The organism is Streptomyces sp. NPDC086835, from assembly GCF_044745705.1.
GTDB lineage: Bacteria > Actinomycetota > Actinomycetes > Streptomycetales > Streptomycetaceae > Streptomyces.
Genome location: NZ_JBIVAU010000001.1, coordinates 748,963 through 771,282 on the forward strand (window position 1 = coordinate 748,963; position 22,320 = coordinate 771,282).

Below are 22,320 nucleotides of genomic sequence, written 5' to 3' on the forward strand. Positions count from 1 at the left end.
ACGGGGGTCCCTCATGCGCAAGACCGTCACCGCCGCCACCCTGGCCGCCGCGGCACTTCTGCCGCTGCTGCTCCAGCCACCGCAGACCGCGTCCGCCGCACCACCGCGTCTGGGCGCGTGCGCGGCCGGCGAGCTGTGCCTGTGGACCGAGAACGACTTCCGCGGCACACGCCGCACCCATGAGCTCGCCGGTACCGACATCGAGAGCTGCGTACCGCTGCCGCCGGGCACCTCCGCCAAGGCCCTCGCCAACCGGACAGGACGGCCCGTCACCACCTACCAGTCCGAGGAGTGCGCGGAGACCGGCGAGTTCGAGACCTACCCCGGCGGCGGCACCTGGCTCCCCAGGTCGCCGTACCAGGTCAGGGCGTTCAAGATCTGGGAGAACTAGGCCCCGGCACCTCGGGCGCACCGGACTCCGGGGCGCCCGAGAGCCGCGCCACCTCGGCCCGCAGACCGCGGACCTCCACCGTCAGCGCCTCCAGCAGCGCCGTCTGCCGCCGCTCCTCGGCGTCGTCCCGCTCGAAGCGGGAGATGAACCAGGCGGCGATGTTGGCCGTCACCACACCGAGCAGCGCGATACCGGAGATCATCAGCCCGACCGCCAGCAGCCGCCCGAGGCCCGTCGTCGGCGAGTGGTCGCCGTAACCGACGGTCGTCATCGTCGTGAACGACCACCACACGGCGTCGCCCAGCGTCTTGATGTTCCCGCCGGGCGCGTCCCGCTCCACCTGGAGCACCGCCAGGGAGCCGAACATCATCAGCCCCACGACCGCGCCGCCGACGTACGTGGTGAGCGTGATCTGCGGGGCCATCCTGGCCCGCCGGCCCACCAGCAGCAGCGTGGAGACCAGCCGCAGCAGCCGCAGCGGCTGCACCAAGGGCAGCAGCACCGCCAGCAGGTCCAGCGGATGGCTGCGCAGGAACAGCCACTTGCCGGGCGCCAGCGACAGCCGTACGAGGTAGTCCACCGCGAACGTCCCCCACACCACCCACTCGGCCACCTGACAGGACCGGTGGACCGAGGACGGGGCCCCCGGGGCGACGATCGGGATCGTGTAGGCGACCGCGAAGACGAGGGCGAGCGCCAGCAGGGGCGTCTGCATGCGCTTTTCCCAGCGGATCTGGGCGGTCTGCTGCTTCATGACAGGAATCGTAAGGACACGCCAGGGGCGGCGGACCCGTGGGTCCGCCGCCCTGACGTGCTGATCTTCGCTACGCGTCGCCGCCCGCCGCGCCGGGGTCGGCCGCCGCCACGTCCAGCAGCTGGTAGCGGTCCACCGCCTGCTTGAGCGCGCCGCGGTCGACCTTGCCCTCGCGGGCCAGCTCGGTCAGCACCGCCAGCACGATCGACTGCGCGTCGATGTGGAAGAAGCGGCGGGCCGCGCCACGGGTGTCCGCGAAGCCGAAACCGTCCGCCCCGAGCGACTGGTAGGTGCCCGGCACCCAGCGGGAGATCTGGTCGGGGACCGAGCGCATCCAGTCGGAGACCGCGACGAACGGGCCCTCCGAGCCTGACAGCTTCCGCGTCACGTACGGGACGCGCTGCTCCTCCTCGGGGTGCAGCAGGTTGTGCCGCTCCACGTCGACCGCCTCGCGGCGCAGCTCGTTCCAGGAGGTCGCCGACCACACGTCGGCACGTACGTTCCACTCCTCCGCGAGGATCCGCTGGGCCTCGAGCGCCCACGGGACGGCGACACCGGACGCCATGATCTGGGCCGGGATGGCGCCCTGCTCGCCCTGCTTGAAGCGGTGGATGCCCTTCAGGATGCCCTCGACGTCCACATCGGCCGGCTCCGCGGGGTGCTGGATCGGCTCGTTGTAGACGGTGAGGTAGTAGAAGATGTCCTCGTTCTCCTCGGGGGTCCCGCCGTACATCCTGCGCAGACCGTCCTGGACGATGTGCGCGATCTCGAACCCGAACGCCGGGTCGTAGGCGACGCAGCCCGGGTTGGTCGAGGCGAGCAGCTGCGAATGGCCGTCCGCGTGCTGGAGGCCCTCGCCCGTCAGCGTCGTACGGCCGGCGGTGGCGCCCAGGACGAAGCCGCGCGCCAGCTGGTCGGCCATCTGCCAGAACTGGTCGCCGGTGCGCTGGAAGCCGAACATCGAGTAGAAGACGTACACCGGGATCAGCGGCTCGCCGTGGGTCGCGTACGCGGAGCCCGCGGCGATCAGGGACGCGGTGCAGCCGGCCTCCGAGATGCCGTCGTGCAGCATCTGACCGGTCGGCGACTCCTTGTACGCGAGCAGCAGCTCGCGGTCCACGGCCTCGTACTGCTGACCGAGCGGGTTGTAGATCTTCGCACTCGGGAAGAACGAATCCATGCCGAAGGTGCGGTACTCGTCGGGCGCGATCAGCACGAACCGCTTGCCGATCTCCTTGTCCCGCATGAGGTCCTTCAGTAGCCGGACGAACGCCATGGTGGTGGCGATCGACTGCTGACCGGAGCCCTTCTTCACAGCCGCGTACGTCTTGTCCTCGGGCAGCTGGAGGGGCTTCGCCCGCACGATCCGGGTCGGCACGTATCCACCGCAGGCCTTGCGGTGGTCGTGCATGTACTGGATCTCCTCCGAGTCGCGGCCCGGGTGGTAGTACGGCGGGGGCCCGCTCTCGAGCTGCTGGTCCGAGATCGGCAGGTGCAGCCGGTCACGGAAGCGCTTCAGGTCGTCGACCGTCAGCTTCTTCATCTGGTGCGTGGCGTTGCGGCCCTCGAAGTTCGGTCCCAGCGTCCAGCCCTTGATGGTCTGCGCCAGGATCACCGTCGGCTGGCCCTTGTGGGCCTTGGCCGCCGTGTAGGCCGCGAAGACCTTGCGGTGGTCGTGACCGCCGCGGCCGAGGTGCAGGATCTGCTCGTCGGTCATGTTCTCGACCATGGCGCGCAGCCGCTGGTCGCCGCCGAAGAAGTGCTCGCGGATGTAGGCGCCCGTCTCGGTCGCGTACGTCTGGAACTGGCCGTCCGGCGTGGTGTTCAGCTTGTTGACGAGGATGCCGTCGCGGTCCTGGGCGAGCAGCGGGTCCCAGGAGCGGTCCCAGACCAGCTTGATGACGTTCCAGCCGGCGCCGCGGAACTGCGACTCCAGCTCCTGGATGATCTTGCCGTTGCCGCGGACCGGGCCGTCGAGGCGCTGGAGGTTGCAGTTGACCACGAAGGTCAGGTTGTCCAGGCCCTCACGGGCGGCGATGGACAGCTGGCCGAGCGACTCGGGCTCGTCCATCTCGCCGTCGCCGAGGAACGCCCACACGTGCGAGTCGGAGGTGTCCGCGATGCCGCGGGCCTCCATGTAGCGGTTCATACGCGCCTGGTAGATGGCGCCCAGGGGGCCGAGACCCATGGAGACCGTGGGGAACTCCCAGAAGTCCGGCATCAGCCGCGGGTGCGGATAGCTGGACAGCCCGTACGGCTCCTTGGACTTCTCCTGCCGGAAGGCGTCCAGCTGCTGCTCGCTGAGCCGGTCGAGCAGGAAGGCGCGGGCGTAGATGCCGGGGGACGCGTGCCCCTGGAAGAAGATCTGGTCGCCCCCCTTGCCGTCGTCCTTGCCCCGGAAGAAGTGGTTGAAGCCCACGTCGTACAGGGAGGCGGAGGAGGCGAAGGTGGCGATGTGGCCGCCGACGCCGATACCGGGGCGCTGTGCACGGGAGACCATCACCGCGGCGTTCCACCGGGTCGCGTTCAGGATCTTGCGCTCGATCTCCTCGTTGCCGGGGAAGAACGGCTCGTCCTTGGTCGCGATGGTGTTGACGTAGTCCGTGCTGCGCATCTCGGGCACGGCGACGCGCTTCTCGCGCGCCCGCTCGATCAGGCGGAGCATCAGATAGCGGGCCCGCTCCCGGCCCCGCTCGTCGACGGCGGCGTCGAGGGAGTCCAGCCACTCCTGGGTCTCTTCAGGATCGAAGTCCGGGACCTGGCTGGGAAGGCCGCCAATGATGATCGGGTTGCGATCTGATCCGGAAGCCACGCTGTTCCTTCGCTGTTCGGAGGTACTGGGTCGGCAAAGCTGTCGCACCGCCTCCCATCGTGTACCGCGGGGAGCCTCGCGTCATCTCTACCGGGAGGTAACCCTCGGTCTCGGCGACATCCGGCCCCGGACCGGCGGGCGGGCCGGACCGAATCGCAACTTTACGCCCGACCCGTCCATGCGTTTCGTTCGGTCGTTCGGTTCCTATTGAGATGTGAAAGGGTAGGAATGCCGCGTACGCGGTCGAAGGGTGTGGTCACGATCGTGGCGGGGACCCGTCGCTTGCCTGGAGTTGCGCCGAGACGGCCGCAAACGTCACCGTTTCGGCGGTCTGGACGGCCGGGTACTTGCGCGATCCGCCCCGCCCGTGTGGACTACGGCCAATGCTGCGCGTACGCGCGTGGCCGAAGCATTTGTCGAAAACGATCAGGAGGCAAGCCGTGAGCGCGACCGCGGACCACGCGGAGGAGCGGACCAACCCGGCAGCAAGGCTGGGGTTCGAGCCCGGACAAGTGGTCCAGGAGATCGGCTACGACGACGACGTCGAGCAGGAGCTCCGTGAGGGCATCGAGGCCGCTACCGGCCAGGAACTCGTCGACGAGGACTACGACGACGTCGCTGACGTCGTCGTGATGTGGTTCCGCGACGAGGACGGGGACCTCACCGACGCACTGGTGGACGCCATCGGTCTGATCGACGAGGGCGGGGTCGTCTGGCTGATGACCCCCAAGACCGGCCGTGACGGCTATGTCGAGCCCAGCGACATCAACGAGGCCGCACAGACGGCGGGTCTCTCCCAGACCAAGAGCATCACCGCCGGCAAGGACTGGAGTGGCAGCCGGCTGGTCACCCCCAAGGGGGCGAAGTCGGGGAAGCGCTGAGCCGCCGAGCGGCGAAGGACAGACAACAGGCCCCCACCGGCACAGCCGGTGGGGGCCTTCTGCGTAGGCTGGCCCCTACCGGACCGGCACACAGAAGGGAAGCGTTCTCCATGGCGATCGAGGTCGGCGACAAGGCACCGGAGTTCGAGCTCAAGGACAACCACGGCCGCACCGTCGCGCTCTCGGACTTCCGGGGCGAGAAGAACGTCGTACTGCTCTTCTACCCCTTCGCCTTCACCGGCGTGTGCACCGGTGAGCTGTGCGCCCTGCGCGACGAGCTGCCGAAGTTCGTCAACGAGGACACCCAGCTGCTGGCCGTCTCCAACGACTCCATCCACACCCTGCGCGTCTTCGGCGAGCAGGAGGGCCTCGAGTACCCGCTGCTCTCCGACTTCTGGCCGCACGGCGAGACCTCCCGTGCCTACGGCGTCTTCGACGAGGAGAAGGGCTGCGCGGTGCGCGGCACCTTCATCATCGACAAGGAGGGCGTGGTGCGCTGGACGGTCGTCAACGGCCTGCCGGACGCCCGCGACCTGAACGACTACGTCAAGGCGCTGGACGCCCTCTGAGCCACGGCGTTCGCCGCACGCGCGTCGTCCCGGTCCCGTCCGGGCATCGTTCGCGCGAACCGGCGCGCGAAAGCCTGTTTTGCGCGGGAACCGGTCACTAGGATCCTTTCGTTGATCCGATAGCCATGCACGACGGGGGCGCTGCCCCTGAAACAACAATGGAGGGACTCGTGGGAGTCAGCCTCAGCAAGGGCGGCAACGTCTCGCTGACCAAGGCCGCGCCGAACCTGACCGCGGTCACCGTGGGCCTGGGCTGGGATGTCCGGACCACCACCGGCACCGACTTCGACCTCGACGCCAGCGCCCTGCTGACCAACGCCGAGGGCAAGGTCACCAACGACGGCAACTTCGTCTTCTTCAACAACCTCAAGAGCTCCGACGGCTCCGTCGAGCACACCGGTGACAATCTCACCGGTGAGGGCGAGGGCGACGACGAGCAGATCAAGGTCAACCTGGCCGCGGTCCCCGCCGACGTCGACAAGATCGTCTTCCCGGTCTCGATCTACGAGGCCGAGAGCCGCCAGCAGTCCTTCGGCCAGGTGCGCAACGCGTTCATCCGCGTCGTCAACCAGGCCGACAACAACGAGCTCGCGCGTTACGACCTGAGCGAGGACGCCTCGACCGAGACCGCGATGGTCTTCGGCGAGCTGTACCGCAACGGTGCGGAGTGGAAGTTCCGTGCCATCGGCCAGGGTTACGCCTCCGGCCTGCGCGGCATCGCGCAGGACTTCGGTGTGAACGTCTGAGTCAGGCACAGCAGTCTCCACGTCCGGCGCCGCACACAGTGCGGCGCCGGACGCGCCTGGGGCCGAAGAGGCCCGCAGTAAAGCCATCCAGGGGAGGACTCACCAACATGGGCGTCACGCTCGCCAAGGGAGGCAATGTCTCCCTCTCCAAGGCCGCACCCAATCTCACTCAGGTGCTCGTAGGGCTCGGCTGGGACGCGCGCTCGACCACCGGCGCACCCTTCGACCTCGACGCCAGCGCGCTGCTCTGCCAGAGCGGACGGGTCCTCGGCGACGAGTGGTTCGTCTTCTACAACCAGCTCAAGAGCCCGGACGGCTCCGTCGAACACACCGGTGACAACCTCACCGGTGAGGGCGACGGCGACGACGAGTCCCTCCTGGTGGACCTCGCCAAGGTGCCGGCCAACGTGGACAAGATCATCTTTCCGGTCTCGATCCATGACGCCGACAACCGCGGCCAGACCTTCGGCCAGGTCAGCAACGCCTTCATTCGCGTCGTCAACCGGGCCGACGGGCAGGAGCTGGCCCGCTACGACCTCAGCGAGGACGCCTCCACGGAGACCGCGATGATCTTCGGTGAGCTCTACCGTTACGGCGGTGAATGGAAGTTCCGGGCCGTGGGACAGGGGTACGCGTCGGGGCTGCGGGGCATCGCTCTAGACTTCGGGGTCAACGTTTCGTAAAGCCGCGTGCGGCGCGGGGGAGAACCTCCCCCAGGCTTCACCCGGGGGACAATTACACGATTGGGTAGCCAGTGGTTCTGAAAACCTTCGGCTGGTCGTTCGCCGTCACGGCGCTCGGCCTCGCATTCGCCGCCTGGCAGTGGGGCTGGGAGGCGTTCGGGATCGTACTGATCCTGTCGATCCTCGAGATCTCGCTGTCGTTCGACAACGCGGTTGTCAACGCCGGAATCCTCAAGAAGATGAACGCCTTCTGGCAGAAGATCTTCCTGACGATCGGCATTCTTATCGCGGTCTTCGGTATGCGGCTGGTCTTCCCCGTCGTCATCGTCGCCATCAGTGCCAAGGTCGGGCCGATCGAAGCGGTCCAGCTGGCCATGGACCAGCCCGACAGGTACGAGGACCTGGTCACCGACGCACACGCGGCGATCGCCTCGTTCGGCGGCATGTTCCTGCTGATGATCTTCCTCGACTTCATCTTCGAGGAGCGCGAGCACAAGTGGCTGGCCTGGCTCGAGCGGCCGCTGGCCAAGCTCGGTAAGGTCGACATGCTGTCGGTCTGCATCGCGCTGATCGTCCTGCTGCTCACCGCGATCACCTTCGCCACCAACGCGCACACCAGCACAGGTCACGCCGACAAGTCGGCCACCGTGCTCCTCTCCGGCGTCGCCGGTCTGATCACGTACCTCGTCGTCGGCGGTCTCTCCGGCTACTTCGAGGACAAGCTCGAGGAAGAGGAGGAGCGCGAGCACGAGGAGGAGGAGAAGGCCAAACGGGAGGGCAAGCAGGTCTCCGCGGTCGGCCTCGCCGGCAAGGCGGCGTTCTTCCTCTTCCTGTACCTCGAGGTGCTCGACGCGTCGTTCTCCTTCGACGGCGTGATCGGCGCGTTCGCCATCACCAACCACATCTTCTGGATGGCGCTCGGCCTCGGTATCGGCGCCATGTACGTCCGGTCCCTCACGGTCTACCTGGTCCGCCAGGGCACCCTCGACGACTACGTCTACCTGGAGCACGGCGCCCACTACGCGATCGGCGCGCTGGCGGTCATCCTGCTCGTCACCATCCAGCACGAGATCAGCGAGCTCATCACCGGCCTCATCGGCGTGGTGCTGATCGCGGCCTCCTTCTGGTCCTCGCTGCGCCGCAACAAGGCGCTGGAGAACGCCGAGGGGAAAGCCGGCGGTCCGGACGAGAAGGCTGAGGTCTCCTCCGGGGTGTGACGCCCACACCATCGAGGAACGCTTCTTTGCGGGGCGGCCGGGTGCTCCCGGCCGCCCCGTCGCGTTATCCGCGGAACACCGGACGACCAGTGACAACTAGGGGTGGGGCATGGCCATCTGGGACAACCTGTGGCGGGGCAGGGCTGCGCAGTTCGACTCGGGCAGCGCCGCCTCCAACTCCATCGAGCTGACCAGGCGGAATCCGTCCGTATCGCTCACCAAGCAGGGGGCGGCCAGCGGAAACCTGCGCGTCAACCTCTCCTGGCGGATGCGTACCTCCGACATCGAGGGCCGCTCCCGGCAGAGCGGCAGGCTGCTGAGCAACCCCCTGAAGCTCTTCCAGCCGGACGTCGTCCAGGCGCACACCCAGGGCGTGGTCAACGTCGACCTCGACCTGGGCTGTCTGTACGAGCTGACCGACGGCAGCAAGGGCGTGGTCCAGCCGCTCGGCAGCTTCTTCGGCGACCTGAACGGCCCGCCGTTCGTGAAGCTCAGCGGCGACGACCGGTTCGGCGCGCCCTCGGGGGAGACGATCTTCGTCAACCTCGACCACCGGGAGTCGATCAAGCGGCTGCTGTTCTTCGTCTACATCTACGACCAGACCCCGGCCTTCGACCGCACGCACGCCCACGTCACGCTCTACCCGAGCAACGGCCCGCGCGTGGAGATAGAACTCGACGAGCGCGCCCCGCAGGCGCGCTCATGCGCGGTGTTCTCCGTGGAGAACACGAAGGGCGACCTGACGGTGCGCCGCGAGGTGAAGTTCGTCTACGGCTTCCAGGCGGAACTGGACCGCCTGTACGGCTGGGGCCTCCAATGGGGCCGCGGCTACAAGTCCCAGTCCCGCGCCTAGGGCCTCTCGTTTGGATCATGCCGGGCTCGCGGGCGATCGAGGCGCGGGGTCCGGGGCGGAGCCCCGCAACCGGGCCGGGGTGCGAGGCCGGCGCCGGCCAGGGCTACGGGCGCTGGAACTGCGGCCCCATCGGCGGCAGCCGGAAGCTCGGGTCGGGGGCGTACGCCGCCGCCGCGGCCGGCTGCGGATAGCCGTACGCGGGCTGCGGGGCCGCCGGCACGTACGCGGGCGCGGGCTGCGTCACGTCCGACGGCGGATAGCCGTACGACGGCGCGGCCTGCGCATCCGGCGCAGCAGGCGTAGAAGGCTCAGCAGGTGCCGCCGGCGCCTCCGCTTCCTCCACCGAGATCCCGAACGCCGTCGCGAGCCCCACCAGCCCCGTCGGGTAGCCCTGCGCCACCGCGCGGAACTTCCAGCCGTCGCCGCGCCGGTACAGCTCGCCGCAGATGATCGCCGTCTCCTCGCCGGTCTCCGGCTTCACGTCGAAGACAGCCAGCGGCTCCCCGCCGGCCGGCGCGGCGGCGTCGTGGAGAAGTATCCGCAGGTCACGTACGTGCTCGAAGGTGCCGCCGTCCGACGACGCCGCGATCACCACCTGGTCCACCGACGGGTCCAGCGCGGCCAGGTCCGCCTCGACCGTATCCGTCAGATGGTCGCCGACCTGCTTCTTCGGCAGCCGCCGCACCAGCCCGGACGGGTGCCGTGGCTGGTTGTAGAAGACGAAGTCCTCGTCGGAGCGCACGCGGCCGTCACCGCCGAGCAGCAGGGCGGAAGCGTCGACGTCGGGGACCGCCGCGCCCGGCGTCCAGCGCAGCACGGCACGTACCGCCGTGGCATCAAGAGGGACGTTCGAGCCCTTCAGCATCGCGTGCGTCATACCGGTCATCCTGCCTGGCCGAGGGGCCCCGGGACAACGCGGGGCCCAGTTCCCGCACGTGCCGCGCCCGGCGAGGCCACGCGTACGGCATGGGCGAGAAGCGGACGAGTTACCCGGAGTTCATGCACTTGGGGAACTCTGGACACCTGTGCTTACGTACTATTACCGGCCACATGTTGTCAGGCCCGAAGCGGCAGTACGGGGGATCTCTTATGCGTCATTTCGGGCACATCCCGCCCGCGGAGAGGGCGAGGCTGTTCCACCAGGAGCCGTGCGACTTCGGCGCGGACTCGGCGGCCCGGACGCTGGCGGCCGCGCTGGGCGCCACTCTCTACAGCCCGGCCACCCGGCCGAAGCTGGCCGACGACGTGCTCAAGCAGGCGGGGCGCGGAGTCGTCTCCATGGTGCTGTGCCTGGAGGATTCCATCGACGACGCCGACGTCGTCGACGGCGAGGCGAACCTCGTCCGGCAGTTCGCCGACCTCGACGCGCGGGGCGTGGAAGTGCCGCTGCTCTTCATCCGGGTCCGCACCCCCGATCAGATCCCGGACCTCGTGAGGCGCCTGGGGCCATCGGGACGGCTGCTGTCCGGATTCGTACTGCCGAAGTTCACCGAGGAGCGCGGCGTCCCGTTCCTCGACGCAGTCGTGACCGCGGAGGCCGTCGGCGGCCGGCGGCTGTTCGCGATGCCCGTCCTGGAATCGCCCGAGCTGCTGCACCTGGAGACCAGGACGGAGGCGCTCACCGGCATCGCGCGCACCGTCGACAAGTACCGCGACCGGGTCCTCGCCCTGCGTCTCGGCGTCACCGACTTCTGCTCCGCGTACGGGCTGCGCCGCTCGCCCGACATGACCGCCTACGACGTGCGGATCGTGACGTCCGTGATCGCCGACGTGGTCAACGTGCTCGGCCGCTCCGACGGCACGGGCTTCACCATCACCGGGCCGGTCTGGGAGTACTTCAGGTCCCAGGAGCGCATGTTCAAGCCGCAGCTGCGCCGCAGCCCGTTCCTCGAAGGGCGGGCCGAGGAACTGCGCAACGCGCTCATCGAGCACGACCTCGACGGGCTGCTCCGCGAGATCGAGCTGGACCGGGCCAACGGCCTGATGGGCAAGACCTGCATCCACCCCTCGCACGTCCTGCCCGTGCACGCGCTGTCCGTGGTCAGCCACGAGGAGTTCAGCGACGCCCACGACATCCTGCGGCCGGAGCGCGGCGGCGGCGGGGTGCTGCGTTCCGCGTACACGAACAAGATGAACGAGGTGAAGCCGCACCGCGCCTGGGCCGAGCGGACCCTCCTGCGCGCCGAGGTTTTCGGTGTGGCCAGGGAGGACATCGGGTTCGTGGAGCTGCTCGCGGCCGGGCTCACCGACTGATGACGCCGAAGGGACCGAGGACGACGAGGGGCGAAGAGAACGTGGTGTGGTCGGGAAGCTGGGTCGCGGAGCGGCTGGGAGTCTCCCTCGTCGGCGACGAGGGACTCCAGGAGCTGCTGGGCCTCGCCCTGCGCCGCAACCCGAAGCGGGCACACCTGCTCGTGTCGAACGTGCTGGGCAAGCATGTGCCCCAGCAGCCGCTGGTGGTCTGGCGCGCGGGGCACGACCTCGGCGTGCGGGTCCGCGACCTGCTCGGCACGGACGAGTGCCGGCGCGCGGTCGTCCTCGGATACGCGGAGACCGCGACGGGACTGGGCCACGCCGTCGCGGACGGCATCGGCCTCGCCCCCTATCTGCACTCCACCCGCCGCCCCGTCGAGGGCGTGGCGACCGCGGGCGGCTTCGAGGAGTCCCACTCGCACGCCACCTCCCACCTGCTGCTGCCCGAGGACCCGCAGCTGCTGGGCCGGCCGGGCCCGCTGGTCCTCGTCGACGACGAGTTCTCCACGGGCAACACCGTCCTCAACACCATTCGCGACCTGCACGCCCGCTACCCGCGTGAGCGGTACGTGGTCGTGGCCCTGGTCGACATGCGTTCCGCGTCCGACCTGGGCCGGCTGGACGCCTTCGCCGAGGAGATCGGCGCCCGCGTCGACCTGGTGGCCAAGGCCTCCGGCACCGTCCGCCTCCCGGACGGCGTCCTGGAGAAGGGCCAGGCCCTGGTCGCGGCGCACGAGCGGGCACCGGCGGACGCCGCTGTCACGCCCGCCTCCGCGGGGACCGGCGCGCCCCGGCACACGCGGATCGAGCTCGAGTGGCCCGCCGGCGTCCCCGACGGCGGCCGGCACGGCTTCACGCCCGAGCACCGCACGGCGCTGGAGGCCGCGCTGCCCGGCATGGCGGCCCGGATGGCCGACGCCCTCGGCACCGCGCCCGCCGCCCGGGAGAAGGGCGGAACGCGCCGGGTCCTGGTCCTCGGCAACGAGGAGCTCATGTACGCGCCGCTGCGGCTGGCCGTGGCCCTCCAGCAGAACGTCCACGCCGGGACGGACCAGGGGGCGGGGGCGCAGACGGCTTCCGCTCAGGCGACCCGCACCGAGGTGTACTACTCCACCACCACCCGCTCGCCCGTCCTCGCCGTCGACGACCCCGGCTACGCGATACGCACCCGGCTCGTCTTCCCCGCCCACGACGACCCGGCCGACGGGCCCGGCGAGCGCTACGCGTACAACGTGGCCGGTGCCGGCTTCGACGCCGTCGTCGCCGTCGTCGACTCGACGGCCGACACCGCACAGCTGCACGCCCCCGACGGCCTGCTGGCCCAGCTCGCCGCCCACACCGGGCACGTCGTGCTCGCCGTCGTCCCCAGCTACGTACCGGGAGTCCCCGGCCACGTACCGGAACATCACGCGCCCGAAGGACCTGAAAGGCCCTCCATGCTGCCCCAGCCGCTCCGCGGACCCGACTTCTCCTCCTACGCGCCGGAGGAGGTCGGCTGGCTGCTCCAGGACCTCTCGGAGGTGGAGCTCGAGGCACCCACGGAGGAGCGCGAGGAAGCCATCCAGAGCGGCGGCGCGCACTATGCCGAGTCGCTGCCCGTCGAGTACCAGCCGAACGAGCAGTACCAGCAACTGTTCGAGACCGCCCTCACGGCCTCCGCCGCGCGCATCGCCCGCGCCGTGGGAACCGTCACCGACACCGTCCTCGCCGAGCGGACGCCGCGCCCCGTGCTCGTCTCGCTGGCCCGCGCCGGCACACCCGTCGGCGTGCTGATGCGCCGCTGGGCCAAGCACCGGCACGGCCTGGACCTGCCGCACTACGCCGTGTCCATCGTGCGCGGCCGGGGCATCGACGCCAACGCCCTGCGCTGGCTCGCCGAGCACCACGACCCCGCCGACGTCGTCTTCGTCGACGGCTGGACCGGCAAGGGGGCGATCACCCGCGAACTGGCGGAGGCCCTGCGGGACTTCCCCGGCTTCGATCCCGAGATCGCGGTCCTCGCCGACCCGGGCGGCTGTGTACGGACCTACGGCACCCGCGAGGACTTCCTCATCCCCTCCGCCTGCCTCAACTCCACGGTCTCCGGCCTGATATCGCGCACCGTCCTGCGAGCCGACCTGGTCGGTCCCGACGACTTCCACGGCGCGAAGTTCTACCGCGAACTCGCCGGTTCCGACGTCTCCGGCCACTTCCTCGACACCGTCGCCGCCCGCTTCGACGAGGTCATGTCCGCCGTCGACGCCGACGTCAAGGAACTGCTGTCCGCGGACCGCACCCCCACCTGGGAGGGCTGGGGCGCCGTGGAGCGGATCAGCGAGGAGTACGGCATCCACGACGTCAACCTCGTCAAGCCCGGCGTCGGTGAGACCACCCGCGTCCTGCTGCGCCGCGTCCCCTGGAAGATCCTCGCGAGTCGCGGCGCCGGCGCCGACCTCGACCACGTACGGCTGCTGGCCGAGCAGCGCGGCGTACCGGTCGAGGAGGTCGACGAACTCCCCTACAGCTGCGTCGGGTTGATCCACCCCAAGTACACCCGTGGCGCCACGGGCGCCGACGGCAGGGCGGTGGCGAAGTGACCGTCCTCGTCGCCAGCGACCTCGACCGCACCCTCATCTACTCGAACGCGGCGCTCGGCCTCGGCATGCCCGACGCCGTCGCACCCCGGCTGCTCTGCGTCGAGGTGCACGAGCACAAGCCCCTGTCGTACATGACGGAGCGGGCGGCGGGGCTGCTCACCAAGCTCGCCCAGGACACCGTCTTCGTACCGACGACGACCCGCACCCGCAAGCAGTACCAGCGCATCAGCCTGCCCGGCCTGCCGCCCAAGTACGCGATCTGCGCCAACGGCGGGCACCTGCTGGTCGACGGCATCAGCGACCGCGACTGGCGCGAGGCGGTCGCCGCCCGTCTCGCCGCCGAGTGCGCACCCCTCGACGAGATCCGGGCCCATCTGAACAGGACCGCGGACCCTGCCTGGCTGCGCAAGGAACGCGTCGCGGAGGACCTGTTCGCGTATCTCGTCGTCGAGCGGCAACTGCTGCCGGACGACTGGGTCAGGGAACTCGGCGTGTGGGCGGAGGCCCGCGGCTGGACCGTCTCCCTCCAGGGCCGCAAGATCTACGCCGTCCCCAAGCCGCTCACCAAGAGCGCCGCCGTGCGCGAGGTCGCCCGCCGCACCGGAGCCGGGCTGACGCTCGCCGCGGGCGACTCCCTCCTCGACGCCGACCTGCTGCTCGCCGCCGACCGCGCCTGGCGGCCCGGACACGGTGAGCTCGCCGAGGCCGGCTGGGGGGCCGGACACGTCGTCGCGCTGCCGCAGATGGGCGTCGCGGCGGGCGAGGAGATTTTGCGGCTGCTGCGGCAGGAGGCACGCCGGTTCCGCCGCGAACGGCAGGGCATCGACTCCGTCGTGATCCCGCCTCCGGCGGGCGGTGTCGGGTCGGCCCCGGCGTGATCCCGCGCCGGGCCGGAGGCTCAGCCCCGGCGTGATCCCGCGCCGGGCCTGAGCATCCGCAGGGCCACGAACAGCAGGACGGCCAGAACGGCGGCCGCCAGCACCACCTTCGAGTACGCGGAGACATAACCGGTCACGTCCTCCCACCTCTCGCCGAGCGTGTGACCGGCGAGGACGAAGACCGTGTTCCAGATCGCGCTGCCGAGCGTCGTGAGCGTCAGGAACAGGGGCAGAGACATCCGCTCCACCCCGGCCGGCACGGAGATCAGGGACCGGAAGATCGGGATCATCCGCCCGAAGAACACCGCCTTCGCCCCGTGCCGGGCGAACCACGCCTCCGTGCGCTCGATGTCCGAGACCTTCAGCAGGGGCAGCCGGGCCGCGATCGCCACCGTACGGTCCCGTCCCAGCAGCGCCCCGATCCCGTACAGCGCCAGTGCGCCGATCACGGACCCGGCCGTCGTCCACAGCAGTACGGCGACGAGCCCCATCTGCCCGCTGCCGGCGGCGAAACCCGCCATCGGCAGGATCACCTCGCTGGGCAGGGGTGGGAACAGGTTCTCCAAGGCGATGGCGATGCCCGCCCCCGGTGCGCCGAGGGTTTCCATCAGGCCGTTGATCCAGCCCGGTGCGCTGCTTTCGATGCTGCTGCTCATGCCTCGAACCTAGGCAGGCGAAGCTGAAGGCACCCTGAAGGCGACCGCACACGTTCCTGCGGTTTTCCGCAGTGTGCCCGGCGGGCCCCACCCGTTAGCGTGACGGATCATGAAGGCACTGGCGGTGCAGGGCACCCGGTACGCGGTGGGACTTCTCCTCGGCACGCTGACCGCCGTGGTGGAGCTGCTCTTCGCGTTGCTCGGCGGACTCGTCCTGCTGCTGGTGCTCGCCTGGCCGCGAGGCCGGCGCGCGGTGCAGCGGCCGCTGGGCGGCATCGCCACCCGTCTCGCCCACCTCGAGCGGCGCAGGCTCGCCCGATTCCTCGCGGCGCGCATCTCCTCCTCGTACGGCAGCGGACACGCCGCGCGGTACGTCGTCGCACGCTGGCCGCTGGGGCTGCTCGGCGGGCTCGTGATCTTCTGTGTGCTGCTCGGCCTGCTGTACGCGGGATACGCCGCGCTCGGCTGGACCGTCGACGACATCGACTACCCGTGGGCGGTCGCCGGGACCGGTCTGATCGGACTGTTCCTCGTCTTCCTCGCCACGCAGAGCGTCTTCGGGCTCGCCCTGCTCGAAGGCCATCTGGCCCGCCGGCTCCTCGGCCCGAGCCACCACGACGAACTGGAACGGCGCATCGCCCAACTGGCCACCACCCGTGCCGGGATGATGGACGCGGTCGACGGCGAACGCCGCCGTATCGAACGCGATCTCCACGACGGCGTCCAGCAGCGGCTCGTCGCCCTCGGCATGCTCCTCGGCCGTGCCCGCCGCAGCCGCGACCCCGACCGCGCCGCCCAACTCCTGCTCCAGGCCCACGAGGAGAGCCGCCGCGCCCTCGCCGAACTGCGCGACGTCGCCTGGCGCATCTACCCGACCGTGCTGGACGAGGCGGGCCTGCGCGCCGCCCTGGAGACCGTCGCGGAACGCACCCCGCTGCCCGTGCACCTCACCTACGAGGTGCAGGAGCCGCCCGGCTCCCGGCAGGTCGAGACGGTCGCGTACTTCGTCGTCTGCGAGTCCGTCACCAACGTCGTCAAGCACGCGGGCGCCACCCGCATCGCCGTCACGCTGCGCCGCGAAGGCCCGAGGCTCGCGCTGCGCGTCGAGGACGACGGCGTGGGCGGCGCGGACCCCGCCGGCGGCGGACTGACCGGCCTGGCGAGCCGGGTCGCCGCACTCGACGGCCGCTTCCGGGTCGACAGCCCGGCCGGCGGTCCTACCACCGTCACCGCGGAGCTGCCGTGCGTCTGATCCTTGCCGAGGACTCCACCCTGCTGCGGGAGGGACTGGTGCGGCTGCTCGCGGAGGAGGGCCACGAGGTGCTGGCCGCCGTCGGCGACGCCACCGCGCTGCTGTCGGCCGTGGACGCGTCACCGCCGGACGTCGTCATCGCCGACGTACGCATGCCGCCCACCCACACCGACGAAGGGCTGCGCGCCGCCCTCGAGATCCGGCGGAGCAGGCCGCGGGTCGGGGTGCTGGTGCTGTCCCAGTACGTCGAGAAGCGGTACGCGACCGAGCTCCTCACGGCCGACGACGGGGGAGTGGGCTATCTGCTGAAGGACCGCGTGGTCCAGGTCGACGAGTTCCTCGACGCGCTGGACAGGGTCGGCCGGGGACAGGCGGCGTTCGACCCCGAGGTCGTACGGCAGCTCCTGACGCGCAGCACCCGCAGCGACCCCCTGTCACGGCTGACCGCACGGGAACGGGAGGTCCTGGCCGAGATGGCGGAGGGCCACACCAACGCCGCCATCGCCGGCCGCCTCCACGTCTCGCAGAGCGCGGTCGAGAAACACATCAACGCGATCTTCGAGAAGCTGGAACTGACGGGGACGACCGGCTACTCGCGGCGGGTGCTGGCGGTACTGCGCTACCTCGGGTCGTGAGGCGCCGCCTGCGTCGGCCGTGGCCCCTGGGGGTCGTGACACAGGGGCGGGCCTGCGCGGGCCCTGCGCGCTGCCGTCTTCGCCGTCGCCGCCTTGTCGTCGCTGGGGTGCGTCGGGTCGGGGCGACGGCGCTCGGCCGGGGTCAGCCGCAGCAGCCGCCTCCGCAGCAGCCACCGCCGCCACCCCCGCCGCTCGGTGCGGGCGCGGCGGACTTCGTGCCGCCGACGGCGACCGCGGAGAGGAGCTTCACGGTGTCGTCGTGGCCCTCGGGGCAGTTCGCGGGGGCGGAGGACTCGGCCATGGGGCGGTTCACTTCGAAGGTGTCGCCGCAGGTCCGGCAGCGGAATTCATAACGAGGCATGCCCGTAAGGCTAGCGGCGTGCGAGCGGCTTGCGGGAGAACAGGCGTCGGCCGATCGTCGGACGGGCGCCCGGGGTACGGCCGGCGCCCGTGCCGGGGGCGGGCGGCCGGGGCGCCAGGGGCTGCATGGCCGCGAGGTCCGTCCGGCGGCGGCTCGCGCGCTGCTCACGCTCGGCCTGATCGGGGTGGCGGGCCCGCCAGTACGGATTGTCGTGCGGCAACCTCCCGCTGACCCGCCCGTACATGCCGAAGAACATCAGCAGGATGCCGACCACGAAGCTGAACAACACGTTCTGGATGCGGAACGCGAGGGGGTTGAAACTCCGGTCGAGCAGGGCGAGATTCACGAAGCCGCTGAGGATGAACAGGATGCCGAGGACCATGTTCACCGTCGAGGCGAAGTTGCCGCCGATCACCATGCCGACGAAGAGCAGCAGCCCGACCCCGATCGACAGGACGCTCAGCGCGCCGTTGGTGTTCAGGCCGGCGACGGTGTCGCCGCGGGTGTCGAAGAAGCCGATCCGGTCGATGAGCCCGAGGATCCCGAACGCGATCAGGACCAGGCCCATCAGCCCCGCCCCCACCCGGTAGAAGCGGCTGAGGCGATGATCGACAGGCAGATGCTCGTCCAGCGCGATGCGGCGCCTGCCCCGGCCCACGCTCCTCGAGCGCAGTACGTGTGCGGCCATCCCGGCCTCCTTCGTACGTACGCGGACACCGACTCCACCAGGATCCGCTGCGGGACGAAGGGGGACAAGCGGTGCGGCTCGGGGTGCGGCGGTTGCCGGGCGGGGCGGGCTTGCGGCGGTGGGGGCGGGGCGGGCTTGCGGCGGGGCGCCGGGCAGAGCCGGGTAGCGCTGTGAAGCGCCACTGTGCCCGTCGCCGTCGCCGTCGCCGCCGCCGCCGTCCGTCGCCCGCCCCCGGCCGGTCAGGCGGCGCCGGCGCCGCGCTCCTCCCGGATCTGGTCGACCACGCGCGCCACCGCGCGCCGTACCGCTTCCGTCTCGGTGAGGAAGTGCCAGTAGTCGGGGTGCCTGCCCTCGAGCCCGGCGACGGCGCGCTCCAGCCGGGCGACCGAATCGTCCAAGGGGCGTGCGTGGCGCGGGTCGGGGGTGTTGCGGCCCGTCATCGCGAGGCGCTGGGCGTCACGGATCGCGAAACGGGTCCGCTCGATCTCCTCCTGCGGGTCCTTGGCCACGGCGTTGAGACGCCGGAGCCGGTCACCGGCGGCGGAGACCGCCTCGTCCGTCGAATTCAGCAGGGCGCGTACGGTGCCGAGCAGGGCCGTGGCGTCCGGCCAGCGCTGCTCCTCGCGTGCCTTGCCGGCCTCCCTCAGCTTCTCCTCGGCCTGGCGCACGGCGGCGGCCGCTTGCTCGGGCACGGGCTGGAGGTCCTGCCAGCAGGCCGCGGTGAACCGGCGGCGCAGCTCACTGAGCACGGGCTCGACCTGGGCGGAGCGGGTGGTGAGCGCTTGTGCGCGGGTGCGCAGCGACACGAGGCGCTTGTCGATCTCGGCCGCGCGCTCGGGGAGCCGCTCCGCCTCCGTCCGTACGGCCTCGGCGTCGCGCAGCACGCGGTCGGCGCGCTGCAGTGTCTCCGGTACGCCGTGCCGCCCGGCGCCTTCGTTGAGTTTCGTCAGCTCAGGGGCGAGGCGGGCGAGGCGCGCCGCGAGATCGTCCGCCCTCAACCCGGAGCCGCGTACCGAATCGAGAGCGTTGCTCGCAGAAAGGAGCGCCTGTCGCGCCCGCTCGACCGCGGGCGCCAGCCGGGCCAACTGCGTCTCCGCCTTGTCGAGCAACGGTCCGAGGCCCTGCTCGAACCGGTCGAGATCCCCCTTGACCCGTACGAGCTCGTCCTTGGCCCGGGTCAGCTGCGTACGTGCCTGCGCGGCCACGGACACTTCCAGGTCGTCCCGGTCCAGATCGTGCGCGTCCACGGCCGTGATGTAGGCGTGGCTCACCTCGTCGATGCGCCGCCCGAGCGTGGCGAACCCCTCCACGGCGCGGCGCGCCTCGGGCGAGCTGTCCACCGCCGTGATCGTCTCGATGGAGATCCGCAGATCCCGCTGCGCCGTGTCCAACTCGTAGAACGCCGCCGCGGCGGCGTCCTTGGCGGCCTGCGCGTCCGCCCGCTGACTCTCGCCCCGGCCGCCGAACCAGCGCCGGGTCCCCCCACCCCCCGCGAAGGCGGCGGGCAGCACGGCCGCGACGGCGGCAAGCAGCGGAAGCGGCACGAGAACCAGCGCCAGTACGCCTCGGACCTCCCCCCGCACACCCCTGACGGCGGTCGCTCGTGCCTTGTCGTGCGGCCGTGCGTCTCTCGCCGTCACATCCCTCTCCCGTGCTGTGTCCGCCCTGCCCGGTCCGGTTAATTCTCCCACCAGGTAAGGACGAACACACGGGCCTGTCAGTTCGCGCTGCGCACCACGACTTCGCCGTTGTCGCTGCGGGCCTTGACGATGTGAGCGCTGTTGTCGTCGGTCGGCACGGCCACGTCGACGTCCCCGTTGTCGCTCTTGGCGTCCACCGCGTACGGCGCGCCGGCGCCGGGCAGCCTGATCTCGACCCGCCCGTTGTCGCTGTGGCTCTCCACCCGGTCGGGCACCCCGGCCAGTTCGAGCCGCACGGACCCGTTGTCCGACCTGGCCACGACGCTCTTGCCGGTCACCCGTTCGGCGACGACGCTGCCGTTCTCACTGTCCAGCTCGAGCGCCCCGCTGGAGTCGGTGACCTTCACGCTCCCGTTGTCCGAACGCAGCTTCAACGCCGTGTCGAACCCGCTCGCCGTCACGCTCCCGTTGTCGTCGTCCACGGTCACGGAGGTGCCGCGCGGCACCTTCACGGTGTGCCGGGCCACGCAGTCGCTGGCGACGGCGTCGCACTTCACCTTGAGGGTGAGCGTCCCGTCCGCCATCTTCCAGGTGGCGTCCGGCCCGTTCCCGAGGAACACCCACCCGTCGACCTGCCGGGTCACCTCCACCTCGTCGACGTCGGCCGGCACGAGCTCGATGTCGGTGTTGTCGGAGGCGATGGTCAGCGCCGTCCCGGTGAGCGCGAACGACTTCTTCTCGACGGGCGCCTCGCTGGCGTCCGCGCTCCCGCACCCGGAGAGCCCGACCGCGAGCAGCACGACCCCGGAGGCGACGATGCCGCCCCCGACAGCGCGGCGGTGACGACGACGGAGTCCGCTTGTCATGGCGATCTTTCCCCCAGGTAGCTGTGCGGGTAGCTGCGCAGATAGCTCTGCGTGATGTTCCTTCACCCTACGAGCGCGCCCGGCCCGCATCGATCCGGCCGCCCACCGTCTCCCTGGTGGGGCTATCCCCCGTACGCCCGTCGGCAGCGGGGGGACGAGCCGGCGGGGGCCGATCGGGGGCCGGCAGCGGGTTTGGAGCTGCGGGGTATGCGCCATGTAGGCTGTGGCCTCATCCACGGGTGCGTAGCTCAGGGGTAGAGCGCTGCTCTTACAAAGCAGATGTCGGCGGTTCGAAACCGTCCGCGCCCACCAGCCAGAACGCCCCCGCAGCGAGTCGCTGCGGGGGCGTTGACGGCAGGATTTGACGGCAGCCCCTCAAGACTCAGTGATAGCACCTGGCTGAGTCAGTAGAAACTATCTGCACGGGTTCAAGGCGGCTCGCTCCGCTCGCCGCGCGCTCCCCAGCTCACCGTCGGGGATGACGCTCCTGTCTCCGCCCCGCTCCGTCCCCGGCTACGCCGGTCGCGCGGCTAGAGCGAGACGACTTGGCCGAGGCGAAAACGGCCGGCAGGGAGCTGGCGCGGTCGGCTCCACGGCTTTACGCAGCCACCATGGGGCGAGCCTCGAAGATCGGGGCCCACATCGGGCTATTGCGGGCAGGTCAGGAGACTGCCCGATTCGCGGCAAGCTTACGGGCCCCGATCTCTCGCCCCATGGCAGCTCCCGCCCAAAGTCGCTACACCGACCTCGTGCGCAGCTGCGGTTCCAGGGACGCCCGGCTACGCGGTCGATGGAATCCAGGGTCCGGGCTGGTCATGCCGGACGTGCGACACACGCGCGCAAGCACCCGGATGGCGGCCTTCGGTCGGCGAGCCGCTGGGAACACCTCGGGAGGTCCACCGAGGAAAGGAGCGACCCCATGGCGAATAACGCCCACGTGCGCCACAGCGGTGACGGGGAGGCAATCTGGATGCTGAACGGTCTCTACGAGGTCAAGGCGTCGAGCGACGAGACCAATGGCGCGATGACCGTCATGGAGATGACCGTTCCGGTGGGTGGTGGCCCACCGCCCCACGCTCACCCTGGGACCGAGAGCGTCTACGTCATCGAGGGGACGCTGCGCTATCACATCGGAGGCGAGACGGTCGAAGGCGGACCTGGGTCCTTCTTCCATATCCCTGAGGGCACATTGGAACGGTTCGAGCCCACCAGCACGGTGCGGATGCTGATCACCTACACGCCGGGCGGTATCGATAAATTCTTCGCCGAGGCGGGGGAACCCGCCCAGCGACGGGAGCTGCCGCCCCAGTCGGACACGCCGCCTGACGTTGATCGCATCATCGAGATCGCCAAGCGGCACGGAGTTCAGATGCAGCCGATGCCTAACGCCTAGCCTGTCCCAGGCGGCGGAGGTGCAGCTACCAGCGGAACGCCGGAGAAGGGCACGTGTGCCCCCTGCGGCCCCATGCGGCAGCGAGTGGCGGGGAACAACGGGGAACGTCAGCGAGCCTCCCAGAAACGCGTAGGTCAGCGTCTTGCCAGGTCAGGCCCCACCCGGTTACGCGATCTTCCAAACTGGTGCTCCCGACGTCGAGCCAGCGCTTGACTG

Annotated in this window: 21 protein-coding genes and 1 tRNA gene; 14 read left to right on the forward strand and 8 right to left on the reverse strand. The window is 70.4% G+C overall.

From position 1 onward, the window contains the following. Window positions 1-13: 13 nt before the first annotated feature. On the forward strand, window positions 14-391 hold the full coding sequence (locus ACIPJI_RS03445; RefSeq protein WP_402244220.1) for a peptidase inhibitor family I36 protein: 378 nt from the start codon (window positions 14-16) through the stop codon (window positions 389-391). Here the strand turns inward: ACIPJI_RS03445 and ACIPJI_RS03450 are convergent. After that, window positions 372-1,145, reverse strand: coding sequence for a potassium channel family protein (locus tag ACIPJI_RS03450; RefSeq protein WP_307706256.1), 774 nt, complete (start codon window positions 1,143-1,145; stop codon window positions 372-374). The genes ACIPJI_RS03445 and ACIPJI_RS03450 overlap by 20 nt on opposite strands. Before the next feature lie 70 nt (window positions 1,146-1,215). Beyond that, entirely contained in the window at window positions 1,216-3,957 is a 2,742-nt protein-coding gene (gene aceE / locus ACIPJI_RS03455; RefSeq protein WP_356624848.1) for a pyruvate dehydrogenase (acetyl-transferring), homodimeric type, read from the reverse strand. A 440-nt stretch (window positions 3,958-4,397) separates the two neighbouring features. On the opposite strand from aceE, the gene ACIPJI_RS03460 reads away from it, so the two are divergent. The 6 genes from ACIPJI_RS03460 to ACIPJI_RS03485 all read left to right on the forward strand — a co-directional run bounded on the left by ACIPJI_RS03460 (window position 4,398) and on the right by ACIPJI_RS03485 (window position 8,906). Further along, window positions 4,398-4,838 (forward strand): DUF3052 domain-containing protein, encoded by a 441-nt coding sequence (locus tag ACIPJI_RS03460; protein WP_356624847.1) that lies wholly within the window; start codon window positions 4,398-4,400, stop codon window positions 4,836-4,838. 110 nt (window positions 4,839-4,948) lie between these two features. Next, the gene (locus ACIPJI_RS03465) at window positions 4,949-5,407 is read left to right on the forward strand and encodes a peroxiredoxin (RefSeq protein WP_307706253.1); all 459 of its coding nucleotides are present in this window, start codon (window positions 4,949-4,951) and stop codon (window positions 5,405-5,407) included. A 170-nt stretch (window positions 5,408-5,577) separates the two neighbouring features. Continuing rightward, entirely contained in the window at window positions 5,578-6,153 is a 576-nt protein-coding gene (locus ACIPJI_RS03470) for a TerD family protein (RefSeq protein ID WP_356624844.1), read from the forward strand. 107 nt (window positions 6,154-6,260) lie between these two features. Continuing rightward, window positions 6,261-6,836 carry a TerD family protein gene (locus ACIPJI_RS03475; protein ID WP_402244223.1) on the forward strand — a complete coding sequence of 192 codons (576 nt, stop codon included), beginning with the start codon at window positions 6,261-6,263 and terminating at the stop codon, window positions 6,834-6,836. Window positions 6,837-6,907: 71 nt separating this feature from the next. Further along, a complete protein-coding gene (locus tag ACIPJI_RS03480) occupies window positions 6,908-8,053 on the forward strand; it encodes a DUF475 domain-containing protein (RefSeq protein ID WP_356624843.1) in 1,146 nt (381 codons plus the stop codon). A gap of 109 nt (window positions 8,054-8,162) precedes the next feature. Beyond that, complete coding sequence (locus ACIPJI_RS03485) at window positions 8,163-8,906, forward strand: Tellurium resistance (RefSeq protein WP_402244225.1); 744 nt, start codon at window positions 8,163-8,165, stop codon at window positions 8,904-8,906. Between the two features lie 103 nt (window positions 8,907-9,009). Here ACIPJI_RS03485 and ACIPJI_RS03490 read toward each other — a convergent pair whose 3' ends face one another. Continuing rightward, window positions 9,010-9,783, reverse strand: coding sequence for a TerD family protein (locus ACIPJI_RS03490; protein ID WP_307706250.1), 774 nt, complete (start codon window positions 9,781-9,783; stop codon window positions 9,010-9,012). Between the two features lie 212 nt (window positions 9,784-9,995). Here ACIPJI_RS03490 and ACIPJI_RS03495 point away from each other — a divergent pair, with 212 nt between their 5' ends. The 3 genes from ACIPJI_RS03495 to ACIPJI_RS03505 are packed head-to-tail and all read left to right on the forward strand — an operon-like array spanning window position 9,996 to window position 14,613. Beyond that, window positions 9,996-11,159: an HpcH/HpaI aldolase/citrate lyase family protein gene (locus tag ACIPJI_RS03495; RefSeq protein ID WP_402244227.1), complete on the forward strand. Its 1,164-nt coding sequence runs from the start codon at window positions 9,996-9,998 to the stop codon at window positions 11,157-11,159. Beyond that, on the forward strand, window positions 11,159-13,735 hold the full coding sequence (locus ACIPJI_RS03500; RefSeq protein ID WP_402244229.1) for a phosphoribosyltransferase: 2,577 nt from the start codon (window positions 11,159-11,161) through the stop codon (window positions 13,733-13,735). The genes ACIPJI_RS03495 and ACIPJI_RS03500 overlap by 1 nt, the downstream gene beginning before the upstream one ends. After that, window positions 13,732-14,613 carry an HAD family hydrolase gene (locus ACIPJI_RS03505; protein ID WP_307706247.1) on the forward strand — a complete coding sequence of 294 codons (882 nt, stop codon included), beginning with the start codon at window positions 13,732-13,734 and terminating at the stop codon, window positions 14,611-14,613. Before ACIPJI_RS03500 ends, ACIPJI_RS03505 begins: the two co-directional genes overlap by 4 nt. A gap of 20 nt (window positions 14,614-14,633) precedes the next feature. Here the strand turns inward: ACIPJI_RS03505 and ACIPJI_RS03510 are convergent, their stop codons facing one another. Next, window positions 14,634-15,269, reverse strand: coding sequence for a DedA family protein (locus ACIPJI_RS03510; RefSeq protein WP_402244230.1), 636 nt, complete (start codon window positions 15,267-15,269; stop codon window positions 14,634-14,636). Between the two features lie 109 nt (window positions 15,270-15,378). Here ACIPJI_RS03510 and ACIPJI_RS03515 point away from each other — a divergent pair, with 109 nt between their 5' ends. Both ACIPJI_RS03515 and ACIPJI_RS03520 read left to right on the forward strand, forming a co-directional pair. Next, on the forward strand, window positions 15,379-16,521 hold the full coding sequence (locus ACIPJI_RS03515; RefSeq protein WP_402244232.1) for a sensor histidine kinase: 1,143 nt from the start codon (window positions 15,379-15,381) through the stop codon (window positions 16,519-16,521). Further along, entirely contained in the window at window positions 16,512-17,156 is a 645-nt protein-coding gene (locus tag ACIPJI_RS03520) for a response regulator transcription factor (protein ID WP_356624834.1), read from the forward strand. The genes ACIPJI_RS03515 and ACIPJI_RS03520 overlap by 10 nt, the downstream gene beginning before the upstream one ends. A gap of 142 nt (window positions 17,157-17,298) precedes the next feature. Here ACIPJI_RS03520 and ACIPJI_RS03525 read toward each other — a convergent pair whose 3' ends face one another. From ACIPJI_RS03525 to ACIPJI_RS03540, 4 genes are all read right to left on the reverse strand, one after another. Further along, on the reverse strand, window positions 17,299-17,517 hold the full coding sequence (locus ACIPJI_RS03525) for a zinc ribbon domain-containing protein (protein WP_100106980.1): 219 nt from the start codon (window positions 17,515-17,517) through the stop codon (window positions 17,299-17,301). A 10-nt stretch (window positions 17,518-17,527) separates the two neighbouring features. Then, the gene (locus tag ACIPJI_RS03530; RefSeq protein WP_356624833.1) at window positions 17,528-18,205 is read right to left on the reverse strand and encodes a DUF4383 domain-containing protein; all 678 of its coding nucleotides are present in this window, start codon (window positions 18,203-18,205) and stop codon (window positions 17,528-17,530) included. 239 nt (window positions 18,206-18,444) lie between these two features. Then, entirely contained in the window at window positions 18,445-19,845 is a 1,401-nt protein-coding gene (locus ACIPJI_RS03535) for a hypothetical protein (RefSeq protein WP_402244234.1), read from the reverse strand. 77 nt (window positions 19,846-19,922) lie between these two features. Beyond that, entirely contained in the window at window positions 19,923-20,711 is a 789-nt protein-coding gene (locus tag ACIPJI_RS03540) for a DUF4097 family beta strand repeat-containing protein (protein ID WP_402244236.1), read from the reverse strand. A gap of 237 nt (window positions 20,712-20,948) precedes the next feature. Here ACIPJI_RS03540 and ACIPJI_RS03545 point away from each other — a divergent pair. Both ACIPJI_RS03545 and ACIPJI_RS03550 read left to right on the forward strand, forming a co-directional pair. Continuing rightward, a tRNA-Val gene (locus tag ACIPJI_RS03545) sits at window positions 20,949-21,023 on the forward strand. A 607-nt stretch (window positions 21,024-21,630) separates the two neighbouring features. Further along, window positions 21,631-22,104 carry a cupin domain-containing protein gene (locus tag ACIPJI_RS03550; RefSeq protein ID WP_356624831.1) on the forward strand — a complete coding sequence of 158 codons (474 nt, stop codon included), beginning with the start codon at window positions 21,631-21,633 and terminating at the stop codon, window positions 22,102-22,104. Window positions 22,105-22,320: the final 216 nt, after the last annotated feature.